Source organism: Lentzea sp. JNUCC 0626 (assembly GCF_043632865.1).
Taxonomy (GTDB): Bacteria; Actinomycetota; Actinomycetes; order Mycobacteriales; family Pseudonocardiaceae; genus Lentzea.
On record NZ_CP171635.1, the window covers coordinates 1,245,354 to 1,259,025 of the forward strand.

Here is a 13,672-nt window from a genome sequence, read left to right on the forward strand (position 1 = left end):
GTGGGTTCACGCCGCGCCGCCCCGCATGCGGCGGTAGCCGGACGCCACCAGCGGGCGTTCGACCGAGGTGGCGGAGTGGATCTCCTGGGCGGCGGAGAGACCGGACTCGATCGCGCCCTCGATCCACGCCGGGTAGGACGAGCAGTGCTCGCCGGCGAAGAACAAGGCGCCCTGCGGTTTGGCCGCCAGCGCCCGTTCTTCTTCCGACGTGGCAACGTCCTTGCTCCAGCGCACCGACGCGGCGCCCATGCTGGAGAAGTCCTCGCCCCAGGCTTGGGTGACGACGCCGAGCACCATGCCGGGCCGTTTCAGCTCCGGATGGATGCGGCTGAGCTCGTCGAGCACGACGCGTTCCCGTTGCTCCGCGGGGAACTTCGTCAACGCGTCGGAGTCGGGGCCGATCGTGTAGCTCGCCATCAGTGCGGCGCCGAGCCGGGGATCGCTCTCGACCGGCGGGTAGTAGGTCTGGCGCACCAGACCGCCGGTGAACGAGCCGCCGCCGCTGATGCCGTCCGCCTCCCAGAACGGCTCCTTGCAGTGCACCGCCATCTTGGTGGCGGGCCAGTACTGCATGTCGTGCACGGTCGCGAGCTTGTCGTCGTCCAGCCCGCTCAGCTTCATCCGCCGCACCACCGAGAACGGCACGGTGCACAGCACGTAGTCGCAGTGGTTCGCCACGACGTCCAGGCCACGCCTCGTCTCCACCATCACGCCGTCCGGGCGCACGTGCAGCCCGACGACCTGACGGCCGCGGTGGACCGGGCCGCGCAGGCTCTCGGCCAGCCGGACGGTGATCTGGTCCATGCCGCCTTCGAGCCGGAACAACGCCGACGACGTCTCGACGGTGATGTCGTCGAAGAAGTGCGCGAGACGACTGCGGGCGGCGAACTTCGGGTTTCCGGCGAAGAACCGGTTGACGTCGAGGCGTTCGACCCCGCCGGTGCTCACGAAGTACGGCCGCACGTCGATGCCGTCGAGCAGGTCCAGCAGTTCCAGGTTGAGGTCGCTGTGCAGGTTCGTCCGGAACGCGCCGGGCGCCACGGCGGTCACGCTCGCGGTCAGCCACGTCGCCGCGAGCACGGACTCCTCGCGGTACTCACCGGGCGGCAGGCCGCGGCGGAACTCGTCGACGAGCACCGAGGTCGCCTCGCGCACCCGCAGGTGTCCGGTGTGGGTCTCCAGGAAGCTGGAGTCGTCGGAGAACAGCGTGCGGAACTGCCGCACCCGGTCGCTCAGCCCCAGCAGGTCGATCCACTGCATGGTCCGGTGGTGCGAGGCGGGGATGCGCATGGCGCCGACCTCGGCGAGCGGACCCCTGGGAACGAACGAGTGGGTGCGCACCCGCCCTCCGACCTCGAGCCGCGCCTCCAGCACCTGCACGCTGTGGCCCAGGCGTTCCAGCTCGTGCGCCGCCACCAGGCCCGCCACGCCCGCGCCGAGCACGGTGACGCGCTTGGGCCGCTGCGGCCAGTGTTGCCCGCCCGACAAGACGTTCGTGTGCACCGGACTCATGCACAGAATCGTCCCGTCGCCGCACCCGGCCCCACATCACGCGATCCGCTCGCCGCGCACGCGGTTCGGCGTGCCCAACCCGCTCACCGGAGCAGCCCATACCGCGTGACACAACGGTTTCTCACGCGTGCGGGGTGCACCGGTCCGTCCACCCACGACACTGACGCGAAACTCTCGTGAGGAGCCCTGTCATGACAGCGCCCACCGTGGTCCAGCGAACGACCTCAGTGCGGGGACACGACGGCCTGCGGCTGGCCGCGACCGAGGTCCTGCCCGCAGGCGAACTCCGCGGCACCGTCTTGCTGCTGCACGGCGAGGGCGCCGACCGCGACCAGGGCGGGTTCCACGTCCGCCTGGCCGCGGACCTCGCCGGGCACGGCATCGCCAGCCTGCGCGTCGACCTGCCGGGACACGGCGACAGCGAAGGGGCACAGGCCGAACTGAGCCTGTCCGGCCTGCTCAACGTCATCAGCGCCGCGCTGACCCACCTGCGCGAGACCATCGGTCCGGGACCGGCGGCACTCGTCGCGACCGGCCTGACCGGCGGCGTCGCGGCCGGGTACGCCGCGCGCAGGGGAGAGGAGGTCGCGAAGGTCGTGCTGCACAACCCGCTGATCGACTACCAGGAGCACTTCGCCGACGCGAACTCCGCCTGGTCAGGGGGTTTCCTCGGCGCCGAGGCCGGCCGGGCGTTGCTCGCGGACGGGCACCTGCGCGTCTCGGACACCTTCGTGGTGGGGCGGGCGATGCTGAACGAGGTGTTCTGGTTGCAGCCGCGCGGGGTGCTGCCGGTGATCACCGCGCCGACGTTGGTCGTGCACCGCGCGGGCCCGCCTGGTGCGCCGGTGGAGTCCTCGCGCAGTGCTATCGAGGCGTTGACGTGCCCGCGCCGGCTGGTGGAGATCGGGCCGCCGGTGGAGGCGCACTGGCAGGCACCGGCGATCCGGGTGACGACGGAGTGGCTGCTCGGCGAGCACTGACCGCAACGGCGAAGGGCCTCTCACCGCCGGTGAGAGGCCCTTTTCGTTGCCCGTCAAGCGCTTCGGGGCCACGACGCGTACTGGCGCAGCCCGTAGAGCAGCGGCTGCGCGGCCGAGCGGTGCACGACCCGGTCGACCTTGCCGAACACCACCACGTGCGTGCCGATGCGGTGCATGTGGTCGACCACGCAGTCCGCCGCCGCGTGCGCGTCGTCCACCAGGTGCGGTCCGCCGACGGACTCCGGCTTCTCCCACGCGACCTGTCCGAACCGTTCCGGATCACCGGAGGAGAACAGCTCCGCCGCCGGACGGGCCTCGTGGTGGAGCAGGTTGACCGTGAAGGAGCCGTTGCGCACCAACGCGTCCAGCGTCGGGCTGCGGTCCCTCAGGCACACCAGCAACGTCGGCGGGTCCACCGACACGCTCGACAGCGACGACACCGTCATCCCCCACGGCCGCATGTCCTGACCGAACGTCGTCACCACCGCGACGCCGGTCGGAAAGGCCGCCATCAGCCCGCGGAACTGGTCTATCACAACGAGACCTCCTCCCTGGCCGCACCGACGCGCCGGGTGATCACGTCCAGCAGGGGACCGGTGAGCGCGGTCGTCACGAGCGCCATCACCAGCAGCGCCACGAACAGTCCCGGCGTGAGCAGACCGGCGGTGAACCCGATCTGGAGCACCACGATCTCGGTGAGGCCACGAGTGTTCACGAGCACGCCCACCCGCAGCGACGTGATCCTGTCCTCGCCGCCCCAGCGCGCCCCGGCGTACCCGCCGCCGATCTTGCCGAGCACTCCCAGCACGAGCGCCAGCACCACACCGATCCACGGGAACGCCGACACCCCGCTGGTCGACAGCGTCGCGCCGGCGACCACGAAGAACACCGGCACGAACGCCCTGCCGACCTGACTGACCAGCGAAACGACCCGCGACCACGCCTCGTTTCGCGGCACCATCACCCCGACCAGGAACGCACCGAAGATCGCGGTGAGCCCGAGCGAGTGCACCGCCGTGCCCGCGCCGAGTGCCACCACGGCGAGGACCGCGGCGGTCGTGCGCGGCCGTCCCGAAGCGAACCCCGAGGCGACCTCGGACGTGAGCACCCGATGCCCGAGCCACGCGATCACCACACCCGCGCCGATCGTCGCGAACGCCAGCCACACACCGCCGAGACCACCGGCGGCCAGCCCGAGCGCCACGGTCAGCAACAGCCACGCGGGGGTGTCGATCAGCACCGACGCCATCATCGACAGCCCGGAGGCGCGGCCCAGGTCGTTGCGCTCCTCCAGGATCCGCGCGAGCACCGGCACCGCCGTGACGGACATCGCGACCGCGAGCATCAGCACCAGCGCGACCGACGGAGCGGTGCCGCGCACCGCGTCAGAGGCGAAGCCCAGCACCCACACCGAGAACACGAGACCGGTCAGCAACGGCAGCACGAACGCGCCGACGGTGATCCGGCCGAGCGCCTTGCCCCGCCACCCGCCCGGCACACCGCGGTCGAGGTGGTGCACCACGCCGATGAGGAAGAGCACCAGCCCTGCCTCACCGATCTGCTTGAGCACCCCGGTCAGGTCCTCGGGCAGGATCGTGGTGAACACGTCCTTGCCGAACGCGGCCAGCAGCACCGGCCCGAGCAGGATGCTCAACGCGATCTCGCCGACCACGGTGGGCATCCGCACCGCCCGCGCGAGCACCCGGCCCAGCGCGGCGACCGCGAAGAACGCGGCCACCAGCGCGACGAGGTGCAGCCCGGTCAGCACCGCGCTCACCTCGCCCGGTGCAGCTGGGCGAAGTACTCGTACTGCGTGGGCAGGGTGCGGGCGAGTTCGGCGGCCTGCTCGCCGACGAGCTTGAACTCGTGCTGGGCCGACGCGACGTCCATCAACCCCAGGGCGGGCGAGGACTTCAGATCGAGACCGCCGAGGCCGAGCAGCATGCAGACGTAGGAGTAGGCCTCGAACCCGTGGTAGTGCGGGAAGACCGACTCGCCGTCGGGCAGCCGGGTCTGCCAGCGCTCCAGCCGTTCGGCCAGCCCGTCCGGCAGCGGCCGGGTCTTGGTGTCCTTCCAGTACTGGTTGTCCTGGCGCTTGGCGGCGTAGTAGTGCACGACGAGGAACTCGCGCACGCCGTCCATCACGTTGTTGACGAGCTTGTTGTAGGACTTGCGCAGGCCGTCGTCCCAGCGCTCGTCCGGGAAGTGCTTCACCAGTTGCTCGATGCCGTGCTGGATGAAGAAGATGCCGGTCGACTCCAGTGGCTCGACGAACCCGCTGGACAACCCGATGGTGACGACGTTGTTGACCCAGTGCCGTTCGCTGCGGCCGATGCGCATCTTGATGTGGTTGGCGTCGGCGTGCTCGGCGGCCGGGCCGACGAACGCGCGCAGCGTGCGTTCGGCCTCCTCCGGTGAGATGTAGTCGCCGGCGTAGACGTAGCCGGTGCCGATGCGGTCGAACAGCGGGATCGTCCAGATCCAGCCCGCCTCCTGCGCGGTCGCCGTCGTGCACGGGCGCAGGCCGCGGTTCTCCATGTCCTGCGGCACCCGCAACGCGACCGCGCTGTCGTTGGGCAGGGAGTCCTGATAGGACTGGAACGGCTCGTCGAGCGCCTTGCCCAGCAACAGGCTGCGGAAACCGGTGCAGTCGATGAACAGGTCACCGGTGAGGTTCCCGTTGTCCTTGGTGACCACGTGGCTGATCCAGCCGCGGTCGTCCAGCGCCACGTCCTGCACGTCGTCGAGCACGTGCGTCACCCCGCGTGCGACGGCGTAGTCGCGCAGGTAGTTCGCGACCAGGGTGGCGTCGAAGTGGTAGGCGTACGGGAACTGCGTGGTCTGCTCGGACAGCGTCGTGCGGTAGGTGCTGCGCTGGCCCAGGCCACCTTCGAAGAGCTCGCCGTTCAGCTGGCGCGGCGACTTCAGGTCGTCGCACAGCGTGCCGACCAGGAAGCAGTCCTTGTCGAAGCGGTCGGACTTGGGGTCGCGCAACCACCAGTCGGTGAGCGGGAAGCCGTCGACGACCCGCTGGCGTTCGAACGGGTGGTAGAAGTGGTGTCCCGGCTCGCGCCAGTTCTCGAACCGGATGGCGAGCTTGTAGGTGGCGTTGCAGGCGGGCATCCACTCCTTCTCCTCGAGACCGAGGTACTCGAAGAAGTGCCGGACCGTGCTGAACGTCGCCTCGCCGACGCCGATCGCGCCGACCCGCTTCGACTCCACCAGCGTGACGTTGATGCGGTCACCGAACGCGGCCGTCAGGTACGAGGCGGTCATCCAGCCGGCCGTGCCGCCGCCGACCACCACTACGTTCTTCAACATCTTCGGTCATACCTCCGGTTCGTGGTTACGCGGCAACGGCGTGGATCAGGCTCTGCGGCGACGAGGTCGGCGTGACCCCGTCGAGGCGCAGACCGGCCGCCTGGAACAGGGCGTCGTACTGGTCGAGGTCGCGCTCGCGGCCCGCGTTGACGGCGAGCATCCCGAGGTCGAGCAGCGGGGCGAAGCCCGGTTCTCCCAAGGCGCCGAGCGGCATCTCCACGACGACCACGCGTCCGCCGGGACGCATCGCCTTGCGGCAGTGGGTGAGGATCGCGACGCACGACCGGTCGTCCCAGTTGTGCAGCACCGCCTTGAGCAGGAACAGGTCGCCCTCGGGCACCGCGTCGAAGAACGAGCCGCCGCTGAACGTGCAACGGTCGGCGAGTCCGGCCTTCTCCGCCTCGGCCAGCGCGGTCGCCTCGACGGAAGGCAGGTCGAACACGACGCCGTGCAGCCCGGGATTGGCCCTGAGCAACGGGTGCAGCAGCGCGCCGTTCGCCCCGCCGACGTCCACCGCCGTGGTGAGGCCGGTGGTGTCGAGCAGCGTGCCGATTTCTCGCGACAGGCCGTCGGTGAGCTCGGTCATGGAGTTCGAGAACCGCTCGAACTCCTGCGGCTGCGACTGGAAGTACGTCCAGATGTCACTGCCCAGCGCGGCCTTCGTCTGCGGCTCCCCGGCGCGCACGGCGTCCGGGAACCTGCCCCACGACAGCCAGTGTCCGGGCGAGCCGTGCACGATCGCGATGTCGCGGAACGAGCCCGGCACGCCCTCGCGCAGCGTCTCCAGCAACGGCGTGCTGACGAACCGGCCGTTGTCGTAGGCCACGAGTCCCTGCGAGGCGCAGGCCCGCAGCAGCCGCAGCATCGTGTCGGGGTCGACCCGCGTGAGCGCCGCGAGTTCCTCCAGGGTCGGCGACGACTCCGCGAGGTGGTCGGCGATCTTGAGCTCGGCGACGGCGTGCACGACCTGGGTGATCCAGTACCCCGTGATCATCTGCATCATCCGTGCCTGCGGCGGCATTCCCGGTGCGGTCATCGGACGGTTCCCTCCGGCGCTTTCTCTTGGGTGCGAACGTGTTCCGGCCGGAAGCCGAGCCCGATGACGCGGCTCATCAGCCACTGGGCGACGCCGAGCTTCTCGAAGATCTTCGGCGCGGGCGGCTGGCCGGAGCCGCCGAGCGCCTCGTCGATGCCGAACTTCTGGGTGGCGCGTTGCAGGCCCTGCGACAACGCGACCGCGCGTTTGCGGCGTTGGCGGACGCGGGCCAGCAACGAGTCGTCGAAGATCCGGCCCTCCTGCGCCCGCAGCAGCGCGTCGGTGAGGAGGTTCGAGGTGGCGACGGCGTCCTGCACGGCGAGGTTCACGCCGAACCCCGCGACCGGTGACATCGCGTGCGCGGCGTCGCCGATGAACAGCAGGCCGGGCTCGTGCCACCGTTCCAGCCGGTCTATCCGGGCCTCCAGCGGGCTGAGCTGGTCCAAAGAGGACACCTCGTGCGCGCGGTCGGCGAGGAACGGCACGAGTTCGGCGAGATCGGCGCGGAACTTGGCCAGACCGTCGCGCCGGACCCTGTCCATGCCGCCGGTCGACGTCTCGTACGACATCTGCCAGTAGGTGCGGCGGTCGGTCGCGCCGAAGATCTTGCCGTTGCCGATCCGCACGCAGATGCCCTCGTCGGGATCGGTGTCCCGGCGCGAGATCTTGAAGAAGATGACGTCGAGCGACCGGCCGATCAGCGTGGGGGTGAAGCCCGCGTCCTGCCGGATCACCGAGTGCCGTCCGTCGGCGGCGACCACGAGCGTCGAGCGGATCTGCCGTTCGCCCTCGGGCCCGCGCACCCGCACACCGGCGACGCGGCCGTCCTCGTCGCGCACCACGCCCAGCGCCTCGGTCTTCATCAGCAGCCGGAACCCCGGGTACTTCTTCGCCTCCGCCGTGACGAGGTCGAGGAAGTCCCACTGCGGCACGAACGCCATGTAGGGGTAGCGGACCTTCAACCGCCGGAAGTCGGCGATGTCGATCCGCTTGCCGTCCTGCACCACGCCGATGGTGCTGACCTTCTGGTGGGGGAGCGCGTGGAACCTGTCGATCAGCCCGAGCTCGTCGAGGATCTGCAGGGTCGCCGGGTGCACGGTGTCGCCGCGGAAGTCGCGGTGGAAGTCGGCGTGCTTCTCCAGCACCACGACGTCCACCCCGGACCGCGCGAGCAGCAGTCCGAGCACGGCACCGGCCGGGCCCCCGCCCGCGATGCACACTGTCGTCTTCTCGGTCATCACAGGTCTTTCAGGTCCATGGTGCGCAGCGAGTCCCCGATGAAGGCGAGCAGGTCGCCGACGGTCGGGGTGAGGCCGAAGCCGACGCACTTGCGGGCGAGGTCCGCCACCTCGTCGAACTCGCGGGCCATCCACTCGACCGCGATGTCGGGCCGGGAGATGTACTCGGGGGTGGAGTCGAGTTCGAACGACGGTCCGGCGGTGCGGCCGGGACGTCCGGACGGCAGCGTCACGATCAGCTCGCCCAGTGGCCGCAGCACGCCGGTCATGATGTCCAGCGACCAGTTCATCAACCGGCTGCGGCGCAACGACTTGTCCGGGCTGTACCCGAAGTGCTGCACCATCAGCTGCATCGCCATGAAGTACGACCTGTTGAACGCCTTCATGGCGATCCGCGCCGGTTCGTGCGTCACGTGGTCCATCGCCGGGTTGCCCGGCTTGAGCGTGGGGTTGCGCATCACCGGGTAGGCCGGGTTCCACGGGATCCTGCGGTCGTTGGGGCCCTTCGCCCGTTCCGCGATCAGCATCTCGGAGATCCGCAGGAACGTGTCGAAGTGCGACTCCTCCTCCGGCAGCGTCGAGGGGATCTGGCCGCCTTCGCCGTGCTCGGTCACGAAGTCGATCGCGAACACCGCGCTGGCCACGTCGTCGACTTCCAGCTGGTAGTCGGGGTGCACGGCGTTGACGGACTCGCGCATGAACAGGTGGTGCGCGCCACCGCCGCGGCCCTTCTTCACCAGGAACACGCCCGGCACGGCCTGGACGCCCTCGCGGATCGCCGCGTACAGCTCGCTCAACGAGCCGTACTGGTACGGCTCGCCGTCCGCGCGCAGGACCGTGGAGTCGTTGCCCTCGATCTCCTCGATCAGGTCGTGCGGCTGCTCCAGCGTCACGAACCGTTGCACGCTCGCGAGGTTCAGCGCTTCGAGGGAGAACTCCAGCGGCACGCAGATGTCGCTGTTGAACGTGCCGAAGTCGAGCTTGGGCAGGTGGAACGGCCTGCCCATCGCCATCAGGATGTTGTTGATCGCGAGGAAGTGCATCATCTCCTCGCGGGCCACCGACATCAGGCTGCCGCGGATGCCGTTGCTCCACGTCTCGGTGCCCTCACCGGACGCCGTGAGCAGCTGCTCCTCGGTCCACTCGCCGCGTTCGACGAGCTTCTTGCCGGCGCCGTGGGTCGGCACGCTGTAGGCCGCGTACAGGTACTGGACCATGGTGGCCAGCTCGATCGCCGCCGCCTGGTAGAGCGCGTGCAGCAACTGGTCCTTCGTCGTGATCGTGCCCAGTTTGCGTTGCTGCGGCACGAAAGTCGGCGGCGTCTGCCGTTGCGCGTCGTCGGCGAGCAGGTACCGCAGCAGCATCCGGATCTGCGGGGCGCTCATGTCCCGCGTCGGCGGCATGTAGAACGTCTTGCCCTTGTGCTCGGGCGCCGACACGTGCCAGATCAGCCGGGCGTAAGGCTCGACCTTGAACTCGTCGGCCAGGCTCAGCACCTCGGACCGCATGAACGAGTACTGGAGTTCGTAGTACGCCAGCGTCTCGCGGTAGAGGGTGCTGAACGTGATGTCCTCGTCCGGCAGGTCGTCGAGGTGCCAGTGGTTCGGCAGCACCCGCACCGCGACCGACCCGACCGCCGACCAGTAGCCCTGCGCGTCGTCGTTGTCGTAGCGCTCGGCGGCCGTGGCGCCGTCAGGTTCCGGAGTGGAGTCCGGGCGCAGGACGACCCGCGTCGCGCCACCGCGCACGCCCTTCAACGTGATCGTGCCGCGGCCGTGCTCGTCGGTGGAGAGCACCTGTTCCGCCTGGTACTCGGCCTGTCCCGTCGGCAGGAACGCCACCAGTTGTGCGGTGTCGCGGTCTTCGGCCAGCGGCAACGCGGCCGGGTTCACGTGCTGCCGGACGTGGATCCGGTCGACCCGGGCGGGCACCCCGCGCAGGTAGGAACGGACGGGGATCTCGACGGCGTGGTCCTCGCCGGTCCTGGTGTTCTCGTGCTCCAGGAACAACGCGGCCTCGTCGGACTCGACGACGACCTCCTCCTCCCGCGAGAGCACGGTGCCCTCGCGGTCGGTAATCACCAGCGCCTCGGCGGGATTGCCGGATCCGCCGTCGACCCGCCGCGCCACGGCCAGACCGGAGTCCGTTGTGGACGGAAGGGTCGCGAGCAGCGTGCCGGACGCCGTGCGCACCTCCAGGTCGGTCTCAGGGCGCGCGGTGACCAGGTTCGCGGTCACGTGCTCATCGGTGACGTGCACGGAGACGTTGTGCAGCGCGGACTTCGTGGTGCGCGGGGTGAGCAGCCGCCCGGCCGGGTAGCTGCGGAGCTCGGTGCGGTACCAGGCCGCGATCGACCCGCGCAGCCGCCAGATGTCGGGCTGGCCCTCGCCGGTGTGCTTCTGGTCGGTGAGCGCGAACTGGACCGCCAGGCCGTCCGCGTCGGTCTCGACGACCTCGCGCAGCCGGGTGAGCACGGGGGAGTCCGCGACGCCGTCGAGCCAGTGCAGCCCTTCTGCCTTGTCGACGGCGAACTGGTGCAGCACGGTGTGGAACTGGTTCCAGCGCGGCGGGCACAGGCCGTTGACGTCGCCGGTGACCAGGTACGGGACGTCGTGCGAACGCCCTGACCGGCCGAGCGCGAGCTGGCCGACCATCAGCGTCGTGGTCCAGTTCGACGCGGGGTCGACGTCGAACACCCGCGACCGGTTGGCCGTTCCGGCCGTGTAGTCGCAGAAGTGGCCCCAGAAGTCCAGGTTCCGTCCGACGACCAGGTCGTCGGTGGCGACGTCACCGGGTGCGAGTTCGGTGGAGGTGACCTGCGCGTCGACCCAGAAGTGGCCGTTGCCCGCGAAGTTGTGGCCCTTCGAGTCCGCGAGGAAGTCGTAGTACTCCTGCACGGGACGGTCGGTGTCGAACACACCCCCGTCGTCGATGGCCTGGTTGGTCTCGAGGTCGAGCCAGCCCGCGCGCGGGCCGGTGGGCAGGCGGGTGATCGCGGCGCCCGCGAAGTGCAGCCGGGGGAGGTGGAAGACGCTCATGCGCGGTCCCAGACGGCCGCGCTCATCGTGGGGATGAGGTCCTTGGTGATCCGGACGCCGGGCAGCGCCTTCTCGTACTGGAGCTGGAACTCCCGGTCGGTGAGCGGCATCGCGGCCGCGCTCATCTCGAGCCAGCGCGGGTGCAGCATCATCCGGACCGAGTCGCAGGCGGCCTCGACGTCGCCGGAGACGTCGTAGATGATCTTGCCGGTCTGGAACGCGTAGGCGCTCTGCTCGGCCGGCGCCGCCGCGTCGTCGGGCTGGGTCACGTCGACGATCACCAGCCGGCCGCCGGGCGCCACCAGCGAGCGCAGCACGGGCAGCACCTCGTCGGCCGGTCCCATGTGGAACACCGCGTTCACCGACATCACGAGGTCGAAGAGCCCGTCGCGTTCGGGCGTCATCGCCGCGGCGTCGCGGCACTCGTACCGCACCGGCACGCGCGTCGGCTTCGTGGCCGCGATGTCCAGCATCTTCTGCGACACGTCGACACCGACGACGTCGTCGTACCGGTCGGCGAGCATCCCGCAGTTGTTGCCGCCGCCGCAGCCCACGTCCAACGCGCGGGAACCGGCCGGCAACTGCTCGACGAGCCACGACCGCACCGGACTCGTCGCGGCGTCACGGATGACCGTGAAGCGCTCGTACAGCTCGGCCAGGTCGTCGAAATACGCTTCCGGTGCGGTGCTCATCGAGGTCCCTCGGCTTCCGGCAGTCCACCATGTGATCGCTTCCACCATCGGGCGCCGGTCGTCGCGGAGAAAGGACGGCACCGATAACCTGCGCGCTCGCGCAGGGTGACCGGCCGATCACGCTCCAGCACGGGCGATGTGGAGCATCACCGCACGTCGCGATACTGCGTTCGCACACTCGCCGACGTGAATGAGGGAGCCGATGCGCGACGAACGCGACTGCGACGTCCTGGTGGTGGGTGCGGGCCCGACCGGCCTGTGCACCGCGCTGATGCTCACGCAGCACGGCGTGCGCGTGCGGATCGTCGACGCCAAACCCGGCCCCGTCGAACAGGCGCGGGCCGCGATCGTGCACGCCCGCACGCTGGAGCACTTCGACCGGCTCGGCGTCGCGGAGGCGGCGGTCGCGCGCGGCCTGCCGATCACCGACGTCGCCATCCACGAGGCCGGTCGGCACGTGGGGGACATGCCGCTCGCGGGCGAGGGCACGAGTGACCGGACGCGGTTCCCCTACGCGCTCGCGCTGGAGCAGTTCGAGACCGAGCGCGTGCTGGTGGAGGCGTTGAAGGAACACCACGTCGACGTCGAGTGGAACACCGCGGTGGTGGACCTGACCGACACCGGTGACCTCGTCGGCGTGACGACGGCCGAGGGTCGTTCGATCACCGCGCGCTGGCTGGTCGGCGCGGACGGGGCGAGCAGCGTCGTGCGCGGGTTCGTCGGCCAGTCGTTCGACGGCGAGACCTACGACCAGGCGGGCATGCTCGCCGACGTCACCCTCGACGTCGACCTGGGCGTGCGCGGGATGCGGCTCAACCTGACTCGCGGCGGGTTCGTCGGCATCCTGCCGCTGGCGTCCGGCCGGTGCCGCCTTTTCGGTGTGGTGCCAAGGGAACTGGAGCAGGCACCGGCGCAGAGGAACCCGTCACACGAGGCCTACGCGCCCCTCGCACCCGCCGATCTGCAGCAGTGGTTCGACAACTACTTCAAAGTGGACGCCCGGCTGAAGGAGATCGTCTGGGCGTCGATGTTCCGCTTCCACAGCCGGATCGCGTCGCGGTTCCGGGTGGGCAACGTGTTCCTCGCGGGCGACGCCGCGCACATCCACAACCCGGCGGGCGGCCAGGGCCTCAACCTCGGCGTCGGCGACGCGATCAACCTCGCGTGGAAGCTCGCCCAGGTCGTGAACGGCGAGGCACCCGAGTGGCTGCTCGACACCTACGAGTCAGAACGCCGTCCCATCGCCCGCACCGTGCTCAAGCGCACCGACCTGGGCTTCAAGCTGGAGACCGGCAACAGCGCCGTGGCGGTCTGGATGCGCACGCACGTCGCGACCCGAGTGGTCGGCGTGGTCTCCAAACTCGCCCCGATCCGCCGGATGTTCTTCCACATGTTCTCGCAGCTGTGGATCCGCTACCGCCGCTCCGCCGCCGTCGGCCCCGGCACCGGTGCGCTGAGGCCGGGCGACCGGGCGCCGTACGCCGAGATCAGGCCTACGCGGGACGGCGCGAGCAGCGTGCTGGACCTGACCCACGGCACCGGCTACCACGTGCTGCTGTTCGGCACCGAGTCGCTCGACACCGACCGGCTGGCCGCGAGCCTGGACGACCGCTACGCCGTCGCGATCACCACGCACGTGCTCCCGCCTGAAGAAGAGGCGGCCTACCGCGCGTACCAGGTGAACGGTCCGCTGCTGGTGCTCGTCCGCCCGGACGGCCACGTCGCGGCGGTCGCCGAACCGGAGTCGCCGGGCGTCACCGAGTTCCTCGACACCGTGCTGACCCGCGTGAGGACCGCCTGAGCCGCGATCCCATACCGCACAACCCAGTGGGTTCGTTTCCGATCGGTGTTCGCT

The 13,672-nt window shown here is 70.0% G+C and carries 10 protein-coding genes; 2 read left to right on the plus strand and 8 right to left on the minus strand.

All coding sequences use genetic code 11. The features are described from left to right. Window positions 1-6: 6 nt before the first annotated feature. Window positions 7-1,512 (minus strand): flavin monoamine oxidase family protein, encoded by a 1,506-nt coding sequence (locus JNUCC0626_RS05675; protein WP_394618589.1) that lies wholly within the window; start codon window positions 1,510-1,512, stop codon window positions 7-9. A 191-nt stretch (window positions 1,513-1,703) separates the two neighbouring features. On the opposite strand from JNUCC0626_RS05675, the gene JNUCC0626_RS05680 reads away from it, so the two are divergent. After that, window positions 1,704-2,492, plus strand: a complete 789-nt coding sequence (locus tag JNUCC0626_RS05680; protein WP_394618590.1) for an alpha/beta hydrolase — start codon at window positions 1,704-1,706, stop codon at window positions 2,490-2,492. Between the two features lie 53 nt (window positions 2,493-2,545). Here the strand turns inward: JNUCC0626_RS05680 and JNUCC0626_RS05685 are convergent, their stop codons facing one another. The 7 genes from JNUCC0626_RS05685 to JNUCC0626_RS05715 are packed head-to-tail and all read right to left on the minus strand — an operon-like array spanning window position 2,546 to window position 11,817. Further along, a complete protein-coding gene (locus tag JNUCC0626_RS05685) occupies window positions 2,546-3,028 on the minus strand; it encodes a flavin reductase family protein (RefSeq protein ID WP_394618591.1) in 483 nt (160 codons plus the stop codon). Next, window positions 3,025-4,260: a cation:proton antiporter gene (locus JNUCC0626_RS05690; RefSeq protein WP_394618592.1), complete on the minus strand. Its 1,236-nt coding sequence runs from the start codon at window positions 4,258-4,260 to the stop codon at window positions 3,025-3,027. The genes JNUCC0626_RS05685 and JNUCC0626_RS05690 overlap by 4 nt, the downstream gene beginning before the upstream one ends. Before the next feature lie 5 nt (window positions 4,261-4,265). Beyond that, the gene (locus JNUCC0626_RS05695) at window positions 4,266-5,813 is read right to left on the minus strand and encodes a tryptophan halogenase family protein (RefSeq protein WP_394618593.1); all 1,548 of its coding nucleotides are present in this window, start codon (window positions 5,811-5,813) and stop codon (window positions 4,266-4,268) included. Between the two features lie 25 nt (window positions 5,814-5,838). Next, entirely contained in the window at window positions 5,839-6,849 is a 1,011-nt protein-coding gene (locus JNUCC0626_RS05700; protein WP_394618594.1) for a methyltransferase, read from the minus strand. Then, on the minus strand, window positions 6,846-8,087 hold the full coding sequence (locus JNUCC0626_RS05705) for an FAD-dependent oxidoreductase (RefSeq protein WP_394618595.1): 1,242 nt from the start codon (window positions 8,085-8,087) through the stop codon (window positions 6,846-6,848). Before JNUCC0626_RS05705 ends, JNUCC0626_RS05700 begins: the two co-directional genes overlap by 4 nt. After that, window positions 8,087-11,125 (minus strand): ferritin-like domain-containing protein, encoded by a 3,039-nt coding sequence (locus tag JNUCC0626_RS05710; protein ID WP_394618596.1) that lies wholly within the window; start codon window positions 11,123-11,125, stop codon window positions 8,087-8,089. The genes JNUCC0626_RS05705 and JNUCC0626_RS05710 overlap by 1 nt, the downstream gene beginning before the upstream one ends. Then, a complete protein-coding gene (locus JNUCC0626_RS05715; RefSeq protein WP_394618597.1) occupies window positions 11,122-11,817 on the minus strand; it encodes a class I SAM-dependent methyltransferase in 696 nt (231 codons plus the stop codon). The genes JNUCC0626_RS05710 and JNUCC0626_RS05715 overlap by 4 nt, the downstream gene beginning before the upstream one ends. A gap of 202 nt (window positions 11,818-12,019) precedes the next feature. Between JNUCC0626_RS05715 and JNUCC0626_RS05720 the strand changes: the two genes are divergently transcribed. Next, window positions 12,020-13,618, plus strand: coding sequence for an FAD-dependent monooxygenase (locus JNUCC0626_RS05720; protein ID WP_394618598.1), 1,599 nt, complete (start codon window positions 12,020-12,022; stop codon window positions 13,616-13,618). Window positions 13,619-13,672: the final 54 nt, after the last annotated feature.

Bases quoted from the DNA above. Each gene is read 5' to 3' on its own strand.
- JNUCC0626_RS05675 (WP_394618589.1), bottom strand. From the start codon at position 1,512: ATGAGTCCGGTGCACACGAACGTCTTGTCGGGCGGGCAACACTGGCCG.
- JNUCC0626_RS05680 (WP_394618590.1), top strand. From the start codon at position 1,704: ATGACAGCGCCCACCGTGGTCCAGCGAACGACCTCAGTGCGGGGACAC.
- JNUCC0626_RS05695 (WP_394618593.1), bottom strand. From the start codon at position 5,813: ATGTTGAAGAACGTAGTGGTGGTCGGCGGCGGCACGGCCGGCTGGATG.
- JNUCC0626_RS05700 (WP_394618594.1), bottom strand. From the start codon at position 6,849: ATGACCGCACCGGGAATGCCGCCGCAGGCACGGATGATGCAGATGATC.
- JNUCC0626_RS05705 (WP_394618595.1), bottom strand. From the start codon at position 8,087: ATGACCGAGAAGACGACAGTGTGCATCGCGGGCGGGGGCCCGGCCGGT.
- JNUCC0626_RS05710 (WP_394618596.1), bottom strand. From the start codon at position 11,125: ATGAGCGTCTTCCACCTCCCCCGGCTGCACTTCGCGGGCGCCGCGATC.
- JNUCC0626_RS05715 (WP_394618597.1), bottom strand. From the start codon at position 11,817: ATGAGCACCGCACCGGAAGCGTATTTCGACGACCTGGCCGAGCTGTAC.
- JNUCC0626_RS05720 (WP_394618598.1), top strand. From the start codon at position 12,020: ATGCGCGACGAACGCGACTGCGACGTCCTGGTGGTGGGTGCGGGCCCG.